The following is a 23870-nucleotide window of genomic DNA, read 5'->3' as shown; positions in this document are numbered from 1 at the left end:
AAGGGGGGGGGATGTGCCATCTTTAATGAGGCAAGGCATGAGTGAAAGGTCTGGATTGCAGCTTCAAATGAACGGCCGCTCTTTTTTTGCTGCAAATTGAAAGCGAATACAACCATGATCCCACAGCGAAGCAGCGTTGCTTTCGTGCAGCTTGATAAGCGAATCAAGCATGGGAGGTATAATCGTGAACAACCGTTTGAGCTTTAGGCGCTTTATTGCGCAGATGACCGTCGTCGTGATGGTCGTCACCTTATTCTGGATGGTTCCTGCTCCGCTAAGGGCCGCCGCCGATGACGAAGATGCGGCGGACGGCAGTCAGCTTCCGCCATCCGCCCCGGTAACGGTAACCGATTCCGTATACATTGCGCTCGGAGAAACGCCGGATGGACAAGGCATGACCGCCCGTCCGGGGGACGGCCCGGAGGAAGGGCTGCAGGTGGGCGAAAAGGACGGTAAAACGTACTGGAAGACCAACCAAGAGGTCAATCCGAATCAGCCGGGAGATAACATCCTCTATTTTTATTTCAATGTGGATGACGACTTCGCAAGCGATCTTAGCAACCAGGACGTTTTGGTAACGGCCGAATATTATGACAGCGGCAATGGGGACATGGTCCTTCAATATGATTCCAAGCAATCTGCTTTTAAAGACGCTCCGCTGTTTACGTACGAAGATTCGGGGACTTGGAAGGAGCATACCTTCAAGCTGAGCGACGCGCGCTTTGAGAACCGCACGAACGGTGCGGATTTCCGGATCGGCGTCACTGGCGGCGGGGCACAATCGCCGAATCCCGAGCTGTATTTGGCGAAGGTGACCGTGACGAAGCAGCCCCGTGAATCGTCGGGGACCCACGAAACCAAGGTCTATGATACGGCATATCCGACGGATGATATCGTCATCGCTGACCGCAGCGTGAAGGATTATGGGGCCAAAGGGGATGGAAGCACGGATGACACCCGCGCCTTCCAGGAGGCGCTGGCTGATGCGGGGGGCCAAGGTGGAGGCGTCGTGTTCGTGCCTTCAGGCACGTACAGGCTGACAAGCGAGCTCGTCGTCCCGACGGGGGTCACGCTCCGCGGCGATTGGGCGAATCCGGAAGCGGAGGGCGGCAGGGTTCTAGGCACCGTTCTTGCCGTCTATACCGGCAAGGGACAGGAGGCGGGCACGAGCCTCATCAAGCTGCAGCCTTCCAGCGGCGTGACGAACCTGTCGATCTGGTACCCGGAACAGAGTGCATCCAATCCGGTCCCTTATCCGTGGACGATCGAACAGCTTCCCGGCGATAGCGCGACCGTCAAGAACGTCACGCTGGTCAACGCCTATCAGGGGATCAAGATCGGACCGGACTGGAACGAGCTGCATTACGTCAAGAATCTCTACGGTACCACGCTGAAGACAGGCATCTTTCTCGATTATACGACGGATATCGGACGGTTGGAGGGGATTCATCTGTCCCCGGATCTCTGGTCCGGCTCAGGCCTCGAGGGTTCGCCCGATCGCGGCGAACTGCATGATTACATGACGGGTCATGCCGAGGGCATCGTGATGGGCCGCTCCGACTGGGAATACATGTCGGACATCCATATTTCCGGATATGAAACGGGCATGCGGATGACGACAAGAACCGGCAGTCTTGAATCCGCCAATGCGCAGCTGTACAAGATCCAGGTAGAGGATTGCCATGTCGCGCTTAAGATTGAGGGCGTCAACAATTACGGCCTGCTCATTACGGACAGCCGGTTCGAAGCTGGCGTAGGGCAGCACCCGGTTGCCATTTATGCGACACAAGGCTTCAACTCCATTGTTCAGTTTAACGGCGTCAAGGTGGGCGGACATCCTGATCAGGCGGTCCTGAACGAGGGCAGCGGCACCTTATCCTTCGAGAACAGCACGTTCGAAAACTGGGGGGACGGCAGCGAAGACTATGCGATCGTCGCTCGCGGCGGATCGTTGATTCTAGGGGCTTCCAGCTTCGCCAAACCCGATCGTCATCTCCTGCTTGAGGGGAACATCGGAACGGTAAATTCCATCAACTCGGGATACGACGGCAAGCTGTCCGTAACGAATCAGAGCAAATCGACGGACATGAACATCCGCCAAGACGATAAGTATGTCCTGGACAGCCTTCCTGATGTGCTTTCCGTGGATATTGCACATCAACCCAAACCTGCGGCACGAGGGTTGTTTAACGTGGTGAATGAGCCCTACTCCGCCGATTCCTCCGGGAATGAGGATGCCTCCCAGGCGATCCAGCAGGCGCTGCATGATGCCGGGGAAGCCGGCGGCGGCACGGTGTATATGCCGGCCGGAATCTACCGGGTCGATCAGCCGCTTGTCGTGCCGACCGGCGTAGAATTGCGCGGCAATTTTGATGTTCCGCACCATACCATTGGCGGCGGCACGGTCATTTTTACGAACTACGGGCAAAATGAACCCGACGCCCCGGCGTTGATCCAATTAAAAGCGTCGGCGGGCCTTCGCGGAATATCCGTATATTACGACCATCAAACGTGGACCGAAGCGAACCCGGTCAAGCCGTACCCATGGACCGTTCAAGGCCAGGGCAGGGACGTCTACCTGATCGATACGACACTGGTCAATCCATACCAGGCCGTCGATTTTGGAACATACGATACGAGCGGGCATTACATCGATTACGTGGCAGGTTCCCCGCTGAAGGAAGGGATTTACCTGGGCGGAGGTGCGCAGGGCGGATATTTGCGGAACGTCCAATTCAATCCGCATTATTACGGGCGCAGCAATTACCCGAACCATCCTTCCACCAGCGCAGATTCCGACATGGTCTGGAACTATCAGAAGGACCATCTGGATGCTTTTCGCATCGGCAACGTGAAGCAGGAGACTATTTTTAACACGTTCGTCTTCGGTTCGAAGTTCGGTATCCATTTCGAAGGACAGGATGGGCAGGGGCCTGAGGCCGTCGTCATCGGCCACGGCACGGACGGAAGCAAAAAAGGAGCCGTGCTAGAAGGCGCGGACAAGGCGGGACTCAAGTTTATTAACACGGAGCTGGTCTCGATCAGCACCACCGATAAAGTCTATGTTGAGGTCGGCAAAGACTTCGGCTCCAATGCGGTGTTTTTCAACTCTTCGATGTGGGGAGATACGAACCGTTCCTTCGACATCTTCGGGGGCACTGTGCGGATTCAGCAGGCCAACTTTACCAAGGTCGGCGACATCGGCATTAACGCCGTCGGCGGCGACGTCGGACTGTACGATTCCTACTTCCAGCAGTCTCAAACGACCCATGTGTATGCCGGGCCGGAAATTGATAAGATGATCGTTTCCAACAACCTGGCCAGCGGGGGGCTTCAAATTCAGAACGATGCCCCAGGCAAAGTGTCGGGGAGCAACCTCTATCCTGTTACGCTGAAGCTGGAGAAGGCGCCTTTCGATCCTTCACACCCGGAAGATACAGGTACGGTGCTGTCGATGACCAATGCGGCCGGAGATGGAACGCTGAAGGGACAGATCGAATGGGTCAATCCCGTCATGTATAAGGAATCGCTGAAGCCGATCCGTTTTGAAAATCTGAAGAAGGGGGAAACACGCAGCGTTGCCATCCCTTACTTATCAGCCGATTCCCTGAAATTCAGGATTACGCTGGACAATGGGGAGAGTTATGAAGCCTCGCTCAAACTGTCCCAGTCCTTTGCGTCGCGGAGCAAGGCTCCGGAGCATGCGCCTTCGATTGAAGTGTCCGGTCCGGAGCATTATTACAGCGTTGGCGGAAGCTGGGGAGGTGCCAATGATCTCGGACTTACCTCCAAGGTCACATGGGATGATACCCATTTATATGTCAACGTAGACGTCAAGGACAACGTCCATAGCCAGACGTATACAAACGGCGATATATGGCAGGGCGACAGCCTGCAGGTCGGCATCGATCTGGCGAAGGAAGACGGCGGGGCCAGCCGCCAGGTGAACGAGCTCGGTTTTGCGCTGAACGAGGACGGCAGCGTGCAGAAGTGGAGATGGCGTGCTCCGGACGGGATAACGCCGGGCCCGCTGGAATCTGTCCAGGCGGTCATTACCCGCGACAAAACGGCCAAGGTGACGCATTATGAGCTGACCCTTCCGTTTGAGGCGCTTCACGGCGCCGGGTACAACTTCCACCCCGATAAACCGATAGGGCTTGCGCTGCTCGTCAACGAAAATGACGGGGAAGGCCGATCCGGATTCATGGAGTTTAACGGAGGTATCGGCGCCAGCAAGGATGCCGGATTGTTCGGCAATCTGTACCTCCTCCAGGACGATTATGTGAAGTTGCTGGAGAAATCCGCCCAAGCCAGCGTGAAGTCGGCCATGCAAAAGAAAGAGGTCAGCACCGTCGATGCTGCTGCCAATTTCGTGCTTCTCCTGCCGGATAGCGGGCTGAAGACATCCTTGCAGGCTCGGCTCGCTGCCATTGGTTCGAAGCTTGGGACGGTTCCGCGCGGAGAGGAGCATCCGGGAGGACCGGGATCGAACGGAAGAGGGAAATCCGGTTCTGGCGCCGGCTCCGGTTCAGCAGGGAGCGGGACACCCGGCGGAGGCTCGAATCCGGACAGCATGCCTTGACGTTATCGCCGGCATTGGATCAAACGTCCAAGCTGGTGAGCGTCCGCCTGGGCAGCACGGAGGCTGATTAGGCATTCGGCGGCATTCAGGCGGGCAAAGACGGAATGAAAACGCTGTTCGTGCAGTGAAATGCGAAGTTGTTGCAAGGTGACGATGGCAAGTTCAATCCGGAAGAACCGATCACGCGGGCGGAAACGGCGGTTCTCATATATCGCTTGTACAATTTGCTGCCTTAGGGCAAGCCAGCATGACATGCCTGTGCATAGCATCGCTTTCGAGCGATCGTGCACAGGCTTTTTTGTGTCTTGGGAGATTGCGGCGATTCCGGCATCCGGCAAATGCAGGGCCAGCAGCGCTGCAAAAGCAGGACACGTTAAAAATGGACTGCAAACATTAATTTCACCTCATTTTGGCCCTGTTATGAATGCGCTACCATTAAGGTAGAAACGGCAGTTAGATAGCGTGAGGTGAGAACGGTGGGAAGCATCACATTTAATCATGTATTCAAACGGTACAAGGGCGAATCCCGCCCCGCCGTGAACGACTTCCATTTGTCCATCGAAGAAGGAGAGTTTCTTGTCCTGGTCGGTCCCTCCGGCTGCGGCAAATCGACGACGCTGCGCATGCTTGCGGGACTTGAGGAGATCAGCAGCGGCGAGCTTTACTTGGACGGCAGGTTCATCAATTACGTCTCCCCCAAGGATCGCGATATCGCGATGGTTTTTCAGAATTATGCCTTGTATCCCAATCTGTCCGTTTACGAAAATATCGCCCTTGGCCTCAAGCTCCGCAAGACGGCGAAGCATGAGATCGATGTGCGCGTGAAGCGGGTGGCGTCCATCCTGGAAATCGCCCATCTGCTGGACCGCAAGCCGAGTCAGCTGTCCGGCGGCCAGAAGCAGCGGGTTGCGCTCGGCAGAGCGATTGCCCGCGAGCCCCAGGTGTTTCTGATGGACGAACCGCTGTCCAATCTCGATGCCAAGCTGCGCGCCCAGACCCGGGCGGAGCTGATCAAGCTGCAGAGCGACCTGAAGCGGACGACGGTATATGTCACCCACGACCAGGTGGAAGCGATGACGATGGGCACCCGCATCGTGGTGATGAAGGACGGAGTCATCCAGCAGGTGGCCGCACCGCGCACGCTGTATGACGAACCGGCCAATGTGTTTGTCGCCGGATTTATCGGTTCGCCCCAGATGAACTTTTTGAACGGCACGATCGAGAAAAACGACGAAGACTACTATTTTTCCAACAAACGGATGAGGCTGCTCCTGCCTGAGGCTTTCGGCAGAAATGTTGAGCGGGCTCCGAAAACCGTTCGCAGCGTCATATTGGGCGTGCGGCCGGAACACGTGATCCTGAAGCGCGGCAGCTTGGAGGAGGCCGGTTTCGTTACCGGACTTGTGCAAATGACCGAAGCCACCGGCGCGGATTCCTATGTTTACGTGCAAATCGGTACCTTTCAACTGATCGCCCGTACCGATCCTGAGCAGACGTACACGGCCGGGGACGTGGTCTCCGTAGGCATGCAGATGCACAAAATCCACTTTTTTGATGAGAGTACGGAGGAATCGGTAGGGAGAGGTGAGGCATGAAGAAACCCACCTTTCCCCGGATCGCGCGCATTTCCCTGAGGCTGCTGATCATTGCCGCACTTCTGTTCGGACTCGTCCGCTGGTTGTCGGCCGATGAGCCTGTGGTTTACTCCACCAGCGTCACCGCCGCCGACCTGCTTGATCTGGCAAGCAAGGAAGGTGAACTTCCTTACGCCCAGCTCATGAAAGGGCAGGAAGGTGAATATGCCGCTGCGGATGAGGTGGCCATTCGGCTCGATCCGGTGAATTACAAGGCGGCCTCAACCGATGCGGACTTGTCCAAGGAAGCCGAGAGCGGACGAAGCATGCTGAGCTGGGACAACGAATCCGGCTGGGTGGAGTGGACCTTTACGGTCCCGAAGGCCGGTTGGTATGAGCTCCATTTGGACTATAAGGCGCTGCCGGGCGGTGGAAGCTCCGTCATCCGCGGGGCCATGATCGACGGAAAATTCCCCTTCGCGGAATCGGAGCGCTTCGAGCTGGAACGGATGTGGAAGGACGCGAAATATCCGTACGAAGTCAACGAAATCGGGATGCAGGTACGTCCCCAGCAGACCGAGCTCCCCGAATGGACGGACAAGGCGGCAAGCGATTATTCGGCTTCATCCCAGCCGCTTCTGTACCGCCTTGAGCCAGGGCAGCACACGCTCCGGTTAACCGGAGAGAGGGGGGCGGTCGCGATCCGGGACCTCTATTTCCAGACCCAGCAGCCGATCGCGGCTTATACGGAATACGTCAAACAGCAGCCCGCCATGAAGGCCCGAGAGGGCTGGTTTAAGCAGACGGAAGCCGAGCAGTTCCAGCGCAAGTCGAGTCTGTCCATTCAGACGGACCGCTGGTCGGAGCCATACATTTCACCGGATCCCAAGGGACGCATCACTTATAACGTGCTCGGAGGGAACCGTTGGAAGCAGCCGGGCGAGTGGGTGGAGTGGAGCTTCGAGGTTCCGGCCGACGGCTGGTACGTCATCGATCTGAAAAATTTCCAAAACTACAGACCGGGGTTCAAAGCCTATCGGACCATCGAAATTGACGGTAAAGTCCCGTTCAAGGAACTGCTTCATTACGGTCTGGCATATCACAAGGAGTTCGAGATCTCGGCGATATCGGACACGGAAGGCAGGCCCTATCAATTTTACCTGAACCAAGGGAATCACACGATGCGAATGACGGCCGATTCAAGCACGATGCAGCCGATCCTGATCGCGCTGAAGGATACCCTGGCGCAAATATCGGATTTCGACCGCCATATCCGGCTCATCACCGGTAATTACAGCAAAAGCGCCTCGGATGCCAACCTGGACGCCAGCCGCACCTGGGATATGAATAAATACGACCCCAATGCGGGCAAAACGCTTCAATCCTTGATCGACCGTCTGAAGCTGATCCGGGACTACATTAACCGCGTCAATGAAGGCAGCTCCGACCTGTCGCAAGCAATCGCGTCGGCGGTGAGCATGCTGGAGATCATGGCGGCTGACGTCAACAGCATTCCGAATAAGGTGAACGATTTCGCCACGATTCAGGCCAACATCGGCACCTGGATGTCCACGCTGACCCAGCAGCCGCTGCTGCTCGATTATTTCGTGGTACGGACGCCGGACGCCAAAACCGGACTCAAAGAACCTACGGCGCTCTCCCGGATCCCGTATTCCATCGCCGACTTCGCCCGTTCCTTTACGATGGACTACGACCTGGACGGAGAGAAGAAGGACGGGGCGCTGGAGATCTGGGTCGGCCGCGGCCGCGATTACGTCGATGAGCTGCGGGAGCTGGTGAGCCAGGACTTTACGCCGAAAACGGGGATTCAGGTCAACATCAATCTCATGCCGAATCCCAACATGCTGATACTGGGCAATGCCGCCGGAGACGTGCCCGACGTGGCGCTCGGGCTGGCAGAAGCCACGCCTGCCGATTATGCGATGCGGGATGCCGTTCAGGATCTGTCCTCTTACCCGGGATTCGCCGATGTCATGAAACGGTTCATCCCGGGTGCTTCGAGAGCCCTGGCCTATAACGGCGGCACTTACGGCCTGCCGGAGGTGCAGAACTTCCAACTGCTTTTTTACCGCTCGGATATTCTCGAGAGCTTGGGTTTGAAGGCGCCGGATACATGGGACGACGTGTTTGACATCCTGCCGACGCTGCAGGAGAACGGCATGACGATGAACGTTCCGAAGGCGGACTTCGCCACCCTCTTTCTTGAAAACGGCGCATCGCCGTATACGCCCGACGGGCTGAAGTCCAGCCTGTTCAGCGATTCGGGGCAAAAGGCGTTCAAGCAGTGGACGCAGCTGTACACCAAATACAACCTGCCGATCGACATACCGGCTTTCTTCCAGCATTTCCGCGACGGGGACATCCCGATCGGCATATCCGACTTCAACACGTACGTGCAGCTGCAGGTGGCTGCGCCTGAGATCACGGGGCACTGGAAAGTCGCGCCCCTGCCGGGGATCAAGCAGCCGGACGGTCAAGTGGCCCGCTGGTCGCCGCAGGGCCTGTCCACGGCCATGATCATGAAGAAGAGCAACAAAAAGGATGCGGCCTGGCAGTTTCTGAAATGGTGGACTTCCGCGGATGTCCAGTCCAGGTACGCCGGGGATATGGAGTCGTACTACGGCATCGAGTACCGCTGGAATACGGCCAACGTCGAGGCGATGAAGTCGCTGAGCTGGCCGTCCGAAGACCTGAAAGCGATTCGGGAGCAGGCCCGCTGGGCGGCGAATCTGCCCAATGTTCCAGGATACTACTTCCTGGCCCGGGAGATGGACTTTGCCTGGAACAAGACGGTATTTGACGGCATGCCGGCGAGCGAATCGCTGGAAGAGGCCAACCTGTCGCTGCAGCGGGAGATGGACCGCAGGCAGCGGAACTTCGGCATAGCGGGGGGGAACTTGCATGTGCCGCAAATTACCGAACCTTTTAACTGGGAGGAGGCTAAGCCGTGAAAACTGAAGTTACGCCCGCTATGCCAGCCGCGAAGCCGCCATCCCCGGTAGCGATCAAGCTGAAACGGTTTGTGCTGGATTTGAAGAAGGATGCCTTCTGCTACGCGTTTCTGGCTCCTTTTCTCATCTGCTTTCTCGTCTTTATTGTCATTCCGGTGGTGATGGCCGCGACGCTCAGCTTCACGTCCTACGACGGATTCAGCAAGCTGCATTTTATCGGCTTTGACAATTTTATCGCGCTGTTCACGCAGGACATCATCTTTCTGACCAAGGCGCTTCCGAACACATTCGTGTTCGCACTGATCGTCGGGCCAGGCGGATACCTGCTGTCTTTCCTGTTTGCCTGGCTCATTCACCAGCTTCCGATGAAGGTGCGCGATTATTACACGCTGGTGTTTTACGCGCCGTCCATGGCGGGCGGCGTGGCGCTGACGGTCGTCTGGATTGCTGCTTTCAGCGGCGACCGCGTCGGCTATTTGAACAACTTCCTGCTGAATATGGGGTGGATCGATTCCCAGGTAACTTGGCTGCAGGATCCGAAGTACCTGCTGAAAATCATGATCGTGGTATCCCTCTGGATGAGCTTCAGCGTAGGATTCCTGGCGATGCTGGCGGGTCTGCAGACGGTCAACCGGGAGCTGTATGAAGCTGGACGGATCGACGGCATATCGAACCGGCTGCAGGAAGTGTTCTACATAACCGTGCCGTCCATGAAACCGCAAATGCTGTTCAGCGCCGTCATGACGATCGTTTCGACCCTGAAGGCCGGCAGTATTTCAACCCAGCTAACCGGGATGCAGATTACGCCGCAATATGCGGGGCATCTCATCATCAACCATGTCGACGATTACGCGTTCATCCGGTTCGAACTGGGCTATGCCTCAGCGGTTTCGGTCATTCTGCTGCTCCTCAGTTACTTCGTGATGAGGTTTGCCTACCGGATGTTTAACTCGAAGGAGGAACTGTAAGCCCATGATGCCCAAATTGCGCCGACTCCGCACGGCGTCGCCCTTTCAGGTCATTTTGATCACGCTTTTTACAGGCTTGGCCTTGTTCATGTCGCTGCCGATCGTCTTTATCTTCAACCATGCGTTTAAGCCGCAAAACGAGCTGTTCCTGTTTCCGCCGCGGTTTTTCGTCCGGCATCCGACCCTGCATAATTTCGAGACGCTCTTTCTGCATGCGTCCAATGCGACGGTGCCGTTCACGCGGTATTTGTTCAACAGTCTGATCGTCGTTTCGCTGACGCTGGTCAGCGTCGTGGTGGTCAGTACGATGGCGGCTTATGTTCTGGCCAAATACCAATTCCATTTCAAACAGCTCATCATGTCGCTGATTACCTTGTCCTTGATGTTCGCGCCCGAAACGGTATCCATTCCGAGATATCTCGTCATCAACGGCATCGGGCTGAACAATACGTATCTCGGGCATATCCTGCCGTCGCTGGCATCGCCCGTCGCGGTGTTTATGCTCGTCGGCTTCATCTCGCAAATTCCGAGCGATCTGATGGAGGCGGCCCGGATCGACGGCGCGGGCCATGTCGGCATCTTCGTGCGCATGATTCTGCCCCTGTCCGTTCCGGCGATCGCGACCATTTCGATTTTGACGTTCCAGGGCGTATGGGGAGACGTGGAGACTTCGACCTTGTTCATGCAAAAGGAGACGATGCGTACACTCGCTTTCTACGTCAACAGCCTGCTGAGCGGTTTGCAGAACAACGTGGCGGGCCAGAACATGGCGGCGGCGGCCGGGCTGCTCATTTTCATCCCGAATCTGATCATTTTCCTGCTCTTTCAGCGCAGAGTGCTTGAGACGATGGTCCATTCCGGTATCAAGTAATGTCATCAGCAAAGGAAGTCGGAACGATGAAAAAATGGTTTCCATTACTGCTAGTCTTTATGGCCGTCTTGACGTCCCTGCCGGGTACCGCTATGGCCAAACCTCCATATATGACGTCCTATTATGACTCGAACCAAGCGTCATGGTTCCGCATCCAGCCGATATACCGTCCGGCCGGGGCCATCTCCTCCGATTTCGGGGAACCGGCCGATCTCGATATCGCCGCCGACGACCGGGTCTATATCGCCGACAAGAAGAAGGACCGCATTGCGGTGCTGAATCCGGACGGCACGCTGCTCCGGACGATCGGCGACGCCGAAGGCAAGGGTCAGCTCTCGGGACCGGAGGGCGTATACGTCACTCCGGACAACGAGGTATACGTGGCGGACTCCGGAAATCAGCGGATCGCCGTGTTTGACGGGAGCGGACGGTTCCGGAAGGAGTACAAGAAACCGGATACCCCGCTGCTCGGCACGGAGCATTTTGTTCCCGTCAAACTTGTCGTAGACCGGCGCGGCGTGATGTACATCGAGCTGAACTCCTCGTATCAGGGATTGGTACGGCTGAATCCGAAAGGCGAATTCATGGGCTATTTCGGCGCGAACAAGGCGGATCAGTCGATGCTGAACTGGCTGAAGAAGCTGGTGCTGAACAAGGAGCAGCTGTCCAAGGAAAAAGGCGCGCTTCCAAAGCCGATTACGAATGTGGCGATCGATCCGGACGGATTTGTGTACACGGCCACCGCCGGCGGGGAAGGAAAGGGAGCGATCCGCAAGCTGAACGCGGGCGGGGTGGACGCTTTTAAGAACAAGACGCTGGTGAACGGACATGGCATCGTCGACGTTGCCATTGATCCGGAAGGCTTCCTATACAACATCGACCTCGATTCCATGAGCATCAATCTCTATGACCGCAGCGGTGAGGCCATGTTCGAGTTCGGTGACATCGATAAAGAAACGCAGCAGTACGGCGTGCTCGGTTATCCGACCGGGATCGGCATCGACTCGGATCATGCAGTCTGGATATCCGACAGCGGTACCAATACGGTCCACAAATACGTCCGTACCGCTTTCGGCAGCAGTGCACTTCAGGCGCTCGCGCTGTATGCGGACGGGAAATACGAAGAGAGCAAGCCGTACTGGGAGGCGGTCTATGCCCGCAACGATATGTACAACGGGACCTTTCAAGGCTTGGGGAAAGTGTTTTTGCACGAGGACCGCAATGACGAAGCTTTGAGCTACATGAAAGCCGCTTTCGATACCGACGGCTATTCGAAGGCCTTTTGGCAGATCCGGATGGAATGGCTTCAGCGACATTTTGTCGCCCTGGTAGCCGGCCTGGTGGCGGTGCTGCTTGCCGTTTACTTCGGCTATCGCTTCATCCGCTGGACCTTGCGCCGGCGACCGCTGCCGGCATCCTGGAAAGAGCCGCTGGCGTACATCCGTAATTTGGGCTACGTCCTGATTCATCCCTACGAGGGATTCTACAAAATCAAGGAGGCCAGGATTCCCGCCTGGATCACGATCTCTCTGCTGCTCCTTGTCATCGGCATCAAGCTGTGCAGAGTCTATTTCACCGGATTTTTGTTCCATCCCGTCGACCTTTCGGAAGTCAATCTGGTGAAGGAACTCGGACTGTTTGCCCTGCCATGGGTCACCTGGATCATCGCCAACTACCTGGTCTGCAGCATCAAGGACGGGGAAGGCCGGTTCCGGGAAGTCATTCAGGGCAGCGTCTATGCGCTGTCGCCTTATGTGTTCTTTTCGGTCCCGACGATCCTGCTATCCAACATCGCATCGCTGGATGAGGCGGTCATCATTCATGCATTGAACACGATCATGACCGTATGGCTGCTGGCCATGCTCATCGTGATGACGCAGGTGATCCACAACTTCGATTTCCTGGAGACGCTGAAAAACTCGGCCATCTCGGTGTTTGCGATTTTGACGATCTGGATGTTCGGCTTCATCATTTTCGGATTGTCCTATAACCTGTACGACTTTTTCTATGAGCTTTACAAAGAGGTGAACATCTATCATTAACGCTGCCAAACGACGATTTCGCCAAGCAAAATGGCCTGCCGCCATCGTACTGGCCCTTCTGATCGTGCTTCTGCTGCTGGTGTTCAAGCCTTGGGAACAAACGACGGCCGAACGCTTCTCCCATACGGGCATCGACGCGGCCCTTCCAACGCCGGACGCCCTGTATGAGGGCGACCCATGGAAACCAGCCGCAGGGGTTGACGGTTATGCGCTGGCGCTGGAGAACGAACGTTATGCGCTGTACGTCCGTCCGGATAACACCCAGATTGCCGTGCTGGATAAGGCATCCGGCTACCGCTGGACCAGCAATCCCACCAAGGAGGAGCTGGCCGGCGAAACGGTCAAAGGACAGCTGCTGGCCAACCTGCAATCCCCTTTTCTGCTGACCCATGTCCGGACACAGGGAACCGATCAGACGGTCAGGGAGACGCTGAGCAACCAGACGGCCGGCATGCAAAGGGTCATGATCCGCCAGCCGCAGGGGCTGCAAATCGAATACTCGTTTTCTGCCAAACAGCTGGGGTTTGTCATGCAGTATGAGCTGACGGATAGCGGCCTCAGGGTCAAGGTACCTGCGGCCGGCATATGGGAGGAAGGACCGTTTGCGCTGTTCTCGCTCGACGTTCTGCCTTATTTCGGAGCCGCCAAAGGGGATGGTTATGTGTTCGTTCCCGACGGACCTGGTGGTCTCATCCGCTTCGATCAGGAGCATGCAAGCCTTACCCGAGGCTACTCTCATCAGGTTTACGGCAATGAGGTAACCAATGAGGAGAATTGGACGCGCACGGGAGAGCGGAGGGAGGACATCGCTTACCCCGTGTTTGGGTTGAAGAAGGGAGACCATGCCTTTCTGGCCGTCATGACCAAAGGGGAAGATTCCGCCAACGTGTCCGCCATGGCGCCCGGACTCAAGTCTTCTTTCTACCAAGTATTTTCCAGTCAAATCTACCGCGAAGAATATCTCTACCGGATGAGCCGGCTGGCCGCGCCGAGCAAGGCCGTTCAGAAGGAACGGCTGAACCGGGACCGGGAGGTGGAATACCGGTTTCTGAACGGCGCGGATGCGGACTATGTCGGCATGGCGGGAGCCTACCGGAGCTATCTGCAGGAGACCGGCCGTCTTACCGAGGCGCTGAAGCCGGTGGATCATGTGCCGCTCTACCTGAAGATCATGGGCGGCAATTATGAAAAGGCCTTTGGCCGAATCCGGTATGTGGCCGCCACCACCTTCGAGCAGGCGGGTGATATCGTCAGCACCTTGCAGAGCAAGGGAGTCGCTTCGTTACGCACCATATTCTACGGTTGGCAGAATGAAGGCGACTATAACATGGAGAAGCGGTTTCCGATCGACCCGGCCCTTGGCGGCGAATCGGCCGCGAAGACGTTCGTCTCCGGGATGAAGGAGCGGGGCGTCCCTGTCAGCTTCAGCGAGGACTTCCTCTGGGTCGACGGCCATTCCTCCTTCTCCGGCAAGACGGACGCCATCCGGGGGATCGACGGGACCGCCTATGTTGACGAAGGCTGGTATATCGCCAAGCCCGCCTACACGGCGGTAACGGCGGCGGATACGGTAAACAGGCTGAAGAAGCTTGGCGTGGACGGCATCCATTTCAGCGGAATCGGCGAGATGCTGCTGAACGATTACGAGCCTTCCGGCATCCAAACCCGGGAATATGCGAAAACCGTCTACGACGGGCTGCTGAAATATACCCGGGAGGCACTGGGAAGCGCCTCCGTCAACCAGGGGGACGCTTATGCGCTCGGCCAAACGGATTACATTGACGGGCTGCCGTCCGAATCGAGCTACGATTTCATGATCGACGAGACGGTTCCCTTTTACCCGATTGTGCTGCATGGTTTCGTGCCTTACACGTTCGGGGACGGTAACCTTCGCGACGATGAGGATGCCGAATTTTTGCGGGCGATCGAATACGGGGCACTTCCTTCGTTCTTTGTGACTCATGACGACTCCCGCAAGCTGAAGGATACTCCCTCGAACTTTTTGTACAGCAGCCGTTTCGATAAATGGGAACGACGGATCGAGGAGGAATACGCGAAGTTCGATTCGCTGAGCCAGCTTTATTCCATGCGGATCATCGGCCATGAAAAGCTGTCCGGCCAGAAATATGCAACCACTTATGAGGATGGCACGAGGGTTGTCGTGGATTACGAAGCCAAGGACTTTACCGTGGAGAAAGGAGCAGGGAAATGAGCAGCGTTCCGGATTATAAACGAAAAGCGGCCCAATACCATCTGAAGCGATATGGCGTCGGGCTGCTGTTCATGCTCCCCTGGATCATCGGGTTCTGCGTGTTTGTGGCGATTCCGATCGGCTGGTCCATGTTCATGTCCCTGCACAAGGTCGCGGTGGTGCCAGGAGGATTCAAATATACGTGGCTTGGTCTGCAAAATTACCGCGATGCCTTTCTCCAGGACAATGTGTTTCCGATCGAGCTGATCACCTACTTTCAGGAAATGATCCTGATGGTGCCGATTATCGTCATCTTCGCCCTGCTGATTTCCCTGCTGCTGAACCAGCGGTTCCCCGGCCGGTTCATATACCGGGCGCTGTTCTTTCTCCCGGTGATCTTTGCGACGGGGCAGGTGCTGTCCGAGCTGTTTACGCAGGGCGCCGGCGATATTCCGTTTCTGGACCAGTACAATCTGGAGCCTGTCGTCCGGCAGTATGTGGGGGGTGAATTGGCTAAAACGGTCATGGAAGTGCTGGGGCGCGTCGTCCTCATCCTCTGGTACTCGGGCGTGCAGATCCTGATCTTCATTGCCGGCTTCCAGACCATTTCCCCGTCGATTTACGAAGCGGTACGGATCGACGGCGCTTCCCCGTGGGACAGCTTCTGGAAGATTACGCTGCCGGCGAGCGTCCCGTTTATTAGCCTGAACGTGCTTTATACCATCATCGACCTGTTTACTTTTCCGCTGAATCCGGTCCTGAAGCACATTAAGGACAACATGTTCAAAGTCGACACCGGATATGGTTACGCCAGTGCGCTCGCTTGGATTTATTTCGGCTTTATTTTCGTCCTGCTCGCCCTGGTGATGGGACTATTCAGCCGCAGCATGCGGCTCAAGGGAGGAAAACCATGAACACGCCGCAACCTTGGGTGCACAAGGCCAGGAATTACGCCATGAGCTTTTTGTGGAGCCGTAAGGCGCAGAAGTACAAGATGGTTATGCTCGGCAGGAATCTGTCGGATGGCCTCCTGGCGAAAATGGTCATTTATATGCTGCTGTCCATCGTGGCCTATTTGTACTTGCAGCCGCTGCTCTACATGATCAGCACGATGCTGAAGACGGTCAGCGATTTGCTGGATCCGAGCGTCAAATGGATTCCCCGGGTCATCACCTGGGAGAACCTGACCAAAGCCTACAAAGGACTGCAGTATCCGGAAGCCCTCCGGAACACCGCGCTCATCGCCCTGAGCTGCTCGATTGTCCAGGTGCTGATTTGCTCGATGACCGGCTATGCGCTCGCCCGGCTGGCCGTTCCCTTTAAAGGGCTGATCACGGCGCTGGTGCTGCTGACGTTTCTGATCCCGCCGCAGGTTATCATTATTCCGCTTTATGTGATCTTCAGCAAGCTGGGCCTGCTCAACACGCTGTTCGTCTTCCTCGTGCCGGCGATTTTCGGGCAGGGGCTCAAAGGAGCGCTGTTCATCCTTATTTTCCGCCAGTTCTTTCGGGCGCAGCCGCCCAGCCTGGAGGAAGCCGCCAAACTGGACGGCGCTTCCGCTGCCCGGCTGTATTTCCGGATCATGCTGCCGCTCGCCCAATCGGCTTGTCTGGTCGTCTTTCTGTTCTCGTTCATCTGGTACTGGAACATGTACTATGAGCCGTCGATGTTCCTGGCCAAGGGCTTCACGCCGCTCTCCATCCGGCTGGACCATCTGGAGGACGTGCTGAACCCGTCGCTGCTCGGCAGCAAGGACCTTGTCAACAATCCGGTGACCGAAGGCACCAAAATGGGCGCTGCCTTCTTGATTATCCTTCCGCCGCTCGTGATCTTCATGTTTCTGCAGCGCTGGTTCATTACGGGCATCGAACGGACGGGGATCGTGGAATAAGACTTGGCATGCCGGTCTGCCGGAAGCATTGAAAGGGGGAATGCCGACCTAGCAGGTTTAGCTTGGGAACAAAGGGGTATCGCCAGCATCCGATGAAATCAAATTGGGGAGGAACAAGGATTGAAAAGAAAACGTATCGCGTCATCCATTTTATCGATGGTCATGCTCATGACCTTCACCCTTGCCGGGTGCAGCAGCAATAATGACAGCGCTTCACCGTCCGGAACAGGCAATGAACCTGAACCTGCGCCGAACCAGCCGGCTGCAGAGGAAAAGCATGATCCGGTTACGCTCAAATTCATTTCCTGGAAGAACGGAACCTATGACGAGTTATACGATTTGTTTCATCAGAAATATCCCTGGATCACCATTGAGCAGGTACCGGTGACCAATTCGCAGCCGATCATGGAAATCATCGCATCGCTGGAAGCGGCGGGCACGCCTGCCGACGTGACCGAGATCGACAGCGATCTGATCTCCTTCGAGCAGAACAATCTCATCGAGGATTTGACGCCTTACATCGAGAAGAGCGATATTTTCAAAAACGCCAAATTCCCCGACGGCTTCTTCGAAACGATGATGTTCAACAACAAGAAGCTTGCCGTGCCGATGGTTGATGTCCCGATGTGGGTGCTGGTGAACAAGGACCTGCTGTCCAAACACGGCGTGGACATGCCGGCAAACGACTGGAGTTACGACGACTTCCGCAATGTCGCCAAGCAGGTGACCGACCCGAGCGCCGGCGAGTACGGCATTACGACGCAGCCCGAAATCCAAATGCGCCTGCTGTCGTCCAAAGCAATTGCCGACGGCCATGCGGCGAATCATCAATACATGAACGAAGACCTGACCCAAAGCCTGCTCAGCACGCCGGACGTCATGAACGACGTGAAATGGTTCCAGGAGCTGGTCACGAAGGACGGATCGATGCAGAGCAACGCGGCCTCGGAAGAAGGTGGCAACGTGACGAAGGATTTCATCAACGGGAAAACGGCCTTCGCCATCGGCGGCGACTGGGTTCTGCCGACCCTGAAGGAAAAGGCGACTTTCGATTGGGACGTTCTTCCGTTTCCGAAAGGCAAGGTCAGCCAGCCGGGGTATTCGATTTACGGACCGCTGGCGCTTCTGTCCGGATCGAAGCATAAGGAGGAGGCCTTCCTGTGGCTCAGCTTCCAATTCACGCAGGAAGCCCAGAAGTGGAAAATCGACCAAGGAGCCAACGCTTCCGTCATCGATCCCGAGCTGACGAGCTACTACGATCAGGCTCCGATCTGGCAGGGCAAGAACATCGAGGCCGTCAAGATCGCCCAGAAAAACGCCATGATCCAATCCGGCTTAACCGTGCCGGGCTGGAACGACTACAACTTTAACAACCTTGTGAACGATATTATCTTCGGCGACCGGGATATCAACGACATCATTCCGGAAACAGAGACATGGAACAAGAAAACGCAGGAAGTGAGAGCCACCTTAAAGCAATAAGAGGCGGGAATCGGAAGCTGCCGGACGACATCAAAAGTCCGGCAGCTTCCTTTATGGAGTTATCAGAGAGAGCGATCGCTCCACATGGTGGGGCTATTTGCCATGGGCGGAAAAATCGGCCAATATATGACGGTATGGTTTAATATCGTCCCATTGTCCGTTTGCAGCACATCGTTTATATTAATCTTTGTAGATCGAGGAGAGAGCAGTACAATATATTTGGACTCTTTTATGAAAACGTTTTCGAAGTAAATACGGAAAGGAAGATAAGCCATGTCCTTTTACCGATTTCCAGGATTCGTCGCCGCCTGTCTGCTGTGCATCACGCTGGTATTCGGAATGGCGGGCTGCGCGGCCGGCGGCGATGTCCGCATGGACGGTCCCTCCCTTTTCGGCGATTCGACCGCCACGTCCGGCGAGCCGGAAGCGACGCTGAAGTTTTATTTCGGCGGCGAGAAAAAGGCCGCGACGGAAGAAGTTTGGGCGGCAGTGAGCGATTACGTCAAAACCAAAGGTTTAAACGTCAAATTTTCCGTCAATTTCATACCCTGGCCGGAATATTCAGGGAAGCTGCTGGTCATGGCGGCGGCGGGGGACCGGTGGGACCTGAATTTCGATTCGGAAGGCTCATTCAAACAAATGGCGTCCCGGGGCTCCTATTTGAGATTAAACGATCTGCTTCCGATGTATGCGCCCCATTTGTACGAACGCTACCGGCAGCAGCAAAGCCTGCTCTCCGCCACGATCGGCGGGGATATTGTCGGCCTGCCCTGGACGATCAAGATGAGCCAGCGGCCCTATGCCGGATGGCGGGTGGACCTGGCGGAGAAAGCAGGAATTTACCGTGAACCTGAATCGGTACGAACCGCCGAGGATGTCGATTCGCTTCTCCAAGACCTGAAGAAAGCCTATCCCAACCAGAAGCTGAGCCGAATCCCGGCGCTCCCCCTGTACGTGGTCCGGGATGAATGGGTGGATTTGGGCCTGCATGGCCTGGGCTTCTATCTGAATGACCCTCATTACAAGGTACAGGCCATTGAAGACCAGCCTTTTTACGCGGATGCCGCCTTCATGAGCAAGGCTTGGTACGAGGGCGGGATATTGAATCCCGATTCGAAAATCGATATGGAGGATGCCGCGGATCAATGGCGCAACGGAAAAATGCTGTTCACGCTCACTTCACACGAGTGGGCCTATGCGGCCGATCCGGGTTTTGTCGACGCAAGCTACCGGCAGCAGATGTCGCTTTTGTATCCCGACAAAAAAACGGTCAACCGCAGTCCGATCGCAAACGTTGTGGCCATCAACCGGAATTCCGAGCACCCGGAGCTGGTGCTGCGGTTTCTCGATATGCTGGAGACGGACGAAAGGTTGTTCGATCTGGTCGTGTATGGGATTCAAGGGAAAACCTATGAGCTGGACGGAGGGAAGGTCATATATCCGGATAACCTGAACTTTTCCACCAGCAACTACATGGACTGGGGAGGGCAGTGGGCGCTATGGAAACCGCAATTTTTGCGCCCCACCGAAACGTACCCGGGGGACTTCTGGAAGGAGGAGTCCCGCTTTGCAAGGCTGCCCGTCAACGTGGATTCTCCCGTGGAAGGATTGCTGCTGAACGATCAGTCGATCAGTCCAATGCTCGAAGAGCGCGACCAGATCTACGAGGACTACGGTAAATCGATCGAGTACGGCATGGTGCCGGACGTAGCCAAGGCGCTGTCGGACTACCGTATGATGCAAAAAGGCAACGGGCTGGATATCATTATCCAGGAAGTGCAGCGCCAGGTCGACCAATTTCTGGCGTCACAACATCAACATTCATGATTAGGGGAGGATGCCTTCATGGTTAGCGTATTAATCGTGGACGATGAATTTGAAATTCGCGAGGGGCTTCGCAAACGAGTCCCCTGGAATGAATACGGCATTGACGCCGTCATGGCGGCTTCGGACGGGGATGAGGCTCTGCAGATGGCACGGAGACATCAGCCGGATCTGATCGTGACGGACATCAAGATGAACCGGATGTCGGGACTTGAGTTTCTGGCGGAGCTGCATACTTTACCGGATTACCTGTGGAAAGCGGTACTCATCAGCGGTTACGACGATTTCAGCCTGGTCAAACAGGCGATCCAGCTTGGAGCGATGGACTATATCCTGAAGCCGATCAAACTGGAGGAGCTGGAGCGCATCGTGCGCAAAGCGGTGGATATGATCGAACGGGAACGGCTGCAGCAGCAAACGCATGACCGTCTCACGTACCAAGTGCAGTTTGCGGAACCGAAGCTGCAGGAGGAGCTGCTGCGCGAAATGGCGGAGAACGAATACGATCCGTACCGCGAGACCCGCATCTCCCACCGCCTGCAGTCGTTGAGACTGGACTGGATGAGCCGGATGCCGCTGCTGCTGATGGTCATCGAAGGGGACGACCTTAGAGCGCTGCCCGCCAGGCCGGGAATGCCGGATGAGAAGGAGCTTGTCCTTTTCGGCATCGGCAACGTCGTCAGCCATACGCTTGCCGAGCAATTGAACGTGCCCTCGGCCCTGTTTAAGGATACGCACGAACGGTGGGTGGCCGTCATCGGCTGCCCCGATTCCGAGATTCTTGATTCATGCCATTCCATCGCCGAAACCTGTCTGCTTCGCATCAACCAATTCGTGAAGGTCAATGCCAGCATCGGGATCAGCCCCGCGCCCAAAGAGGTGAATAAGCTGCATCAGCTCTACGTGGGTTGTACCGAGTCCCTGGAGCAGAAGGTCGTATGCGGGGGCAACCGTGTCTTCACCGGCAGCGTGGAGGACGGCGCCGCAGAGGTTGGCAGGCTGACGATCCGGGAGCCGGGGGCGGTGCTTGACCTGGTGAAGTACGGAACGGACGCCGACATTTCGGAATCCATGGCCGATTTTGAAGATATGGTCAAATCGTGGGAGCTGCCCAATCTAAAAGATATCCAGCAGCAGCTGTTCAAATGGCTGATGGGGATCTATCGTACGGCCGCGTCGGCCGGGTGGCCCGACCGTTCCTGGGAGCAGGACCCGATCGGTCTGTGGGAACAGTTGGAGCAATACGATACGCTGCAGTCGCTTCAGGATCAGGTGGAGAGCCGGCTGCTGTCCCTGGCTGGAGACTTCCGTAAAATGGCGACCTCCTCCAGCCAGATCGTCCAGGAGGCCGAAAAAATGATCCGAACCCGCTACGCCGAGAACCTGTCGCTGCAGTCGGTGGCCGCGGCTGTTCACGTGACGCCGATCTGGCTCAGCAAGCTGTACAAAAAAGAAAAGGGCCGCACCTTCATCGAGGAGCTGACGAACGTCCGGGTTGCCAGGGCCAAAGAGATGCTGGGCGACACGAAATATAAAATTTATCAGGTTTCCCATCAAGTCGGGTACAAGGATCCGGTCCATTTTACGAAGCTGTTCAAAAAACTGGTTGGCGTCACGCCTAAAGAATTCCGCCGCCTGCAGGGGATCCTGGATGATTAGGTCCTTTCTCCGGCTGGCCTCCTCGCTGCGGAACCGGATGATTCTGATCTTTCTTGCGATTACGATCGTTCCGTTCATTTTATTCTCGGGCTACGCGCATACCAAGTCGGTGGAAGGAATCCAGCAGGCCAATGCCACCTTCTCTATGAGCTATCTGGAGCAGTCCAAGATCAATCTGGAGGCATACTTGGCCAAATTGAACGACCAGATGAACGAGCTGATCGGAGATAAGCAGCTGCAAAATTTACTCGAGCAGCCGCCGGCCAGCAGTCAGGACGAAGTGTCGGCTTCGGTGGACCTCCTGAACATCGTGTACCAGAAGAAAAAGCAGATGGACGCTCTGCAGCTGCGCGTCTATCCGCTGAATTCCGATGCGTATCCCACTTACTTGAGGGCGCTCGAAGTCACGACATCGACCCGCAGTGAAGACTGGTTTCAGAACGCGGCGAACAGTACGCTCCCGATCTGGCATCTATCGGTGGATGGAGGGCCGAACCACGGTCCGCTGCTCTCCTATATCAAAACGTTCACCAGCCTGCACAACCGAACGCCGCGTGGGCTGGTGGTGGCCGATCTGGCGGATAATCATTTCAGCCGGTTTTTCTCCCCGACCAAACGGCTGCAGGGGCAGAAATTCCTGATCGTCGATGAAACAGGACAGATTGTGTACGATTCGGCGGGAAGCGAGTGGACCGGAGAGCAGCTGCCGTCCCCTAAATTACTGGCGATGCGAAATGTCCGCAAGGAGGGCGTAGAGACGCTGTCCATTCACGACGAGAAAAATTTGATTGCCTTTGTCCGTATGGACACCCTGCCCTGGACGATCGTCAGTTTAACGCCGATGTACGCTTTGACGGAGCCGATTATGGCGATGCAGAGGCTGCTGATCTTTTTTCTGATCGCTTATGTGCTCTGTGCCGTTGGAGTGGTTATCTACCTTACGCGGAATTTTACCCAGCCCGTCTTCCAGTTGGTCCGGCTGATGCGCAAGCTGGAGGAAGGGGATTTCAGCATGCTCATTCCGCATCAGAACCGCAAGGACGAGATTGGCTGGCTGTACCGCGGCTTCGGCAGCATCGTCCGGAAAATCGAAGATCTCATCCTGCAGTCCACGCGCGCCGAGCGAACGAAGAGGGAGCTGGAATTTCAGGTTCTCAGCCACCAGATCAACCCGCATTTTCTCTACAACACGCTGGAATCGATCCGCTGGAAAGCGGAAAACCACGGGCGCAACGATATCGGGGAAATGGTATCAGCGCTCGGGAATTTGCTGCGGCTCAGCTTGAACCAAGGCAAAGACATTACGACCGTCGGGCGCGAAATCGAGCAGGTGAAAGCCTACGTACAGATCGAGCAGGCCCGCATCGGCATGCCGCTGCGCGTGCTGTACTTTTTTGATGAAGAGATGCTGGACATGACGTTCATGCGCCTGCTGCTGCAGCCCTTGGTCGAGAACGCCATCCAGCACAGCATCCGCGGCAATTTCGAGAAGGGCAAGGTCATCCTCTCCGGCCGCGTGGAAGAGCGGGATTTGGTCATCGATATTACCGACAACGGCAAGGGAATTCCGGAAGAAGTGCTGAAGGAGTTGAACGATACGGCCGGTAATCGAAAAACGGCGGGCAGATCCGGCGTCGGACTGCGCAATGTGAACGAGCGGCTGAAAATTTATTTTGGCCCCGATTACCAGCTGCGGATCGAAACCCGTGAAGACAAGGGAACCAAAATCACGATCCGTCATCCGATTCTCCCGCCCGGCGGGGAAGAGATGAGGACGGCGCCCGAATACAGTGCGGGCCAGGAGGTTAGCTGAG

At 56.2% G+C, this 23870-nt stretch carries 14 protein-coding genes; all 14 read left to right on the top strand.

The features are described from left to right. Positions 1–184: 184 nt before the first annotated feature. On the top strand, positions 185–4582 hold the full coding sequence (locus CJP46_RS37455) for a glycosyl hydrolase family 28-related protein (protein WP_306431112.1): 4398 nt from the start codon (positions 185–187) through the stop codon (positions 4580–4582). 137 nt (positions 4583–4719) lie between these two features. Beyond that, positions 4720–4818: an S-layer homology domain-containing protein gene (locus CJP46_RS37675; protein WP_094599635.1), complete on the top strand. Its 99-nt coding sequence runs from the start codon at positions 4720–4722 to the stop codon at positions 4816–4818. A gap of 240 nt (positions 4819–5058) precedes the next feature. After that, on the top strand, positions 5059–6177 hold the full coding sequence (locus CJP46_RS31730; RefSeq protein WP_094599634.1) for an ABC transporter ATP-binding protein: 1119 nt from the start codon (positions 5059–5061) through the stop codon (positions 6175–6177). Then, a complete protein-coding gene (locus tag CJP46_RS31725; RefSeq protein WP_094599633.1) occupies positions 6174–9128 on the top strand; it encodes an extracellular solute-binding protein in 2955 nt (984 codons plus the stop codon). The genes CJP46_RS31730 and CJP46_RS31725 overlap by 4 nt, the downstream gene beginning before the upstream one ends. After that, positions 9125–10096, top strand: coding sequence for a carbohydrate ABC transporter permease (locus CJP46_RS31720; RefSeq protein WP_256992623.1), 972 nt, complete (start codon positions 9125–9127; stop codon positions 10094–10096). Before CJP46_RS31725 ends, CJP46_RS31720 begins: the two co-directional genes overlap by 4 nt. Before the next feature lie 4 nt (positions 10097–10100). Then, positions 10101–10967, top strand: coding sequence for a carbohydrate ABC transporter permease (locus CJP46_RS31715; RefSeq protein ID WP_094599632.1), 867 nt, complete (start codon positions 10101–10103; stop codon positions 10965–10967). Between the two features lie 26 nt (positions 10968–10993). Next, positions 10994–13009, top strand: a complete 2016-nt coding sequence (locus CJP46_RS31710) for a YIP1 family protein (RefSeq protein ID WP_179281414.1) — start codon at positions 10994–10996, stop codon at positions 13007–13009. Positions 13010–13073: 64 nt separating this feature from the next. Further along, positions 13074–15221, top strand: a complete 2148-nt coding sequence (locus CJP46_RS31705) for a DUF5696 domain-containing protein (protein WP_094599630.1) — start codon at positions 13074–13076, stop codon at positions 15219–15221. Then, positions 15218–16114 (top strand): carbohydrate ABC transporter permease, encoded by an 897-nt coding sequence (locus CJP46_RS31700; protein ID WP_094599629.1) that lies wholly within the window; start codon positions 15218–15220, stop codon positions 16112–16114. The genes CJP46_RS31705 and CJP46_RS31700 overlap by 4 nt, the downstream gene beginning before the upstream one ends. After that, positions 16111–17091 (top strand): carbohydrate ABC transporter permease, encoded by a 981-nt coding sequence (locus CJP46_RS31695; RefSeq protein ID WP_094599628.1) that lies wholly within the window; start codon positions 16111–16113, stop codon positions 17089–17091. Before CJP46_RS31700 ends, CJP46_RS31695 begins: the two co-directional genes overlap by 4 nt. 120 nt (positions 17092–17211) lie before the next feature. Further along, positions 17212–18573, top strand: coding sequence for an ABC transporter substrate-binding protein (locus CJP46_RS31690; protein WP_094599627.1), 1362 nt, complete (start codon positions 17212–17214; stop codon positions 18571–18573). A 273-nt stretch (positions 18574–18846) separates the two neighbouring features. Continuing rightward, a complete protein-coding gene (locus CJP46_RS31685; RefSeq protein ID WP_094599626.1) occupies positions 18847–20400 on the top strand; it encodes an extracellular solute-binding protein in 1554 nt (517 codons plus the stop codon). 18 nt (positions 20401–20418) lie between these two features. After that, the gene (locus CJP46_RS31680) at positions 20419–22056 is read left to right on the top strand and encodes a response regulator transcription factor (protein WP_094599625.1); all 1638 of its coding nucleotides are present in this window, start codon (positions 20419–20421) and stop codon (positions 22054–22056) included. Then, the gene (locus tag CJP46_RS31675) at positions 22049–23869 is read left to right on the top strand and encodes a cache domain-containing sensor histidine kinase (protein ID WP_094599624.1); all 1821 of its coding nucleotides are present in this window, start codon (positions 22049–22051) and stop codon (positions 23867–23869) included. Before CJP46_RS31680 ends, CJP46_RS31675 begins: the two co-directional genes overlap by 8 nt. Position 23870 lies beyond the last annotated feature (1 nt).

It is taken from the genome of Paenibacillus sp. XY044 (genome assembly GCF_002257645.1).
Lineage (GTDB): Bacteria > Bacillota > Bacilli > Paenibacillales > Paenibacillaceae > Paenibacillus_AQ.
This window is presented reverse-complemented; position numbering and strand designations above follow the sequence as displayed.

Excerpts from the sequence above, each read along its gene's own strand:
- CJP46_RS31685 (WP_094599626.1), top strand. The coding sequence starts at position 18,847 with ATGTCCTTTTACCGATTTCCAGGATTCGTCGCCGCCTGTCTGCTGTGC.
- CJP46_RS31675 (WP_094599624.1), top strand. The coding sequence starts at position 22,049 with ATGATTAGGTCCTTTCTCCGGCTGGCCTCCTCGCTGCGGAACCGGATG.
- CJP46_RS31725 (WP_094599633.1), top strand. The coding sequence starts at position 6,174 with ATGAAGAAACCCACCTTTCCCCGGATCGCGCGCATTTCCCTGAGGCTG.
- CJP46_RS31710 (WP_179281414.1), top strand. The coding sequence starts at position 10,994 with ATGAAAAAATGGTTTCCATTACTGCTAGTCTTTATGGCCGTCTTGACG.
- CJP46_RS31680 (WP_094599625.1), top strand. The coding sequence starts at position 20,419 with ATGGTTAGCGTATTAATCGTGGACGATGAATTTGAAATTCGCGAGGGG.
- CJP46_RS31700 (WP_094599629.1), top strand. The coding sequence starts at position 15,218 with ATGAGCAGCGTTCCGGATTATAAACGAAAAGCGGCCCAATACCATCTG.
- CJP46_RS31695 (WP_094599628.1), top strand. The coding sequence starts at position 16,111 with ATGAACACGCCGCAACCTTGGGTGCACAAGGCCAGGAATTACGCCATG.
- CJP46_RS31715 (WP_094599632.1), top strand. The coding sequence starts at position 10,101 with ATGATGCCCAAATTGCGCCGACTCCGCACGGCGTCGCCCTTTCAGGTC.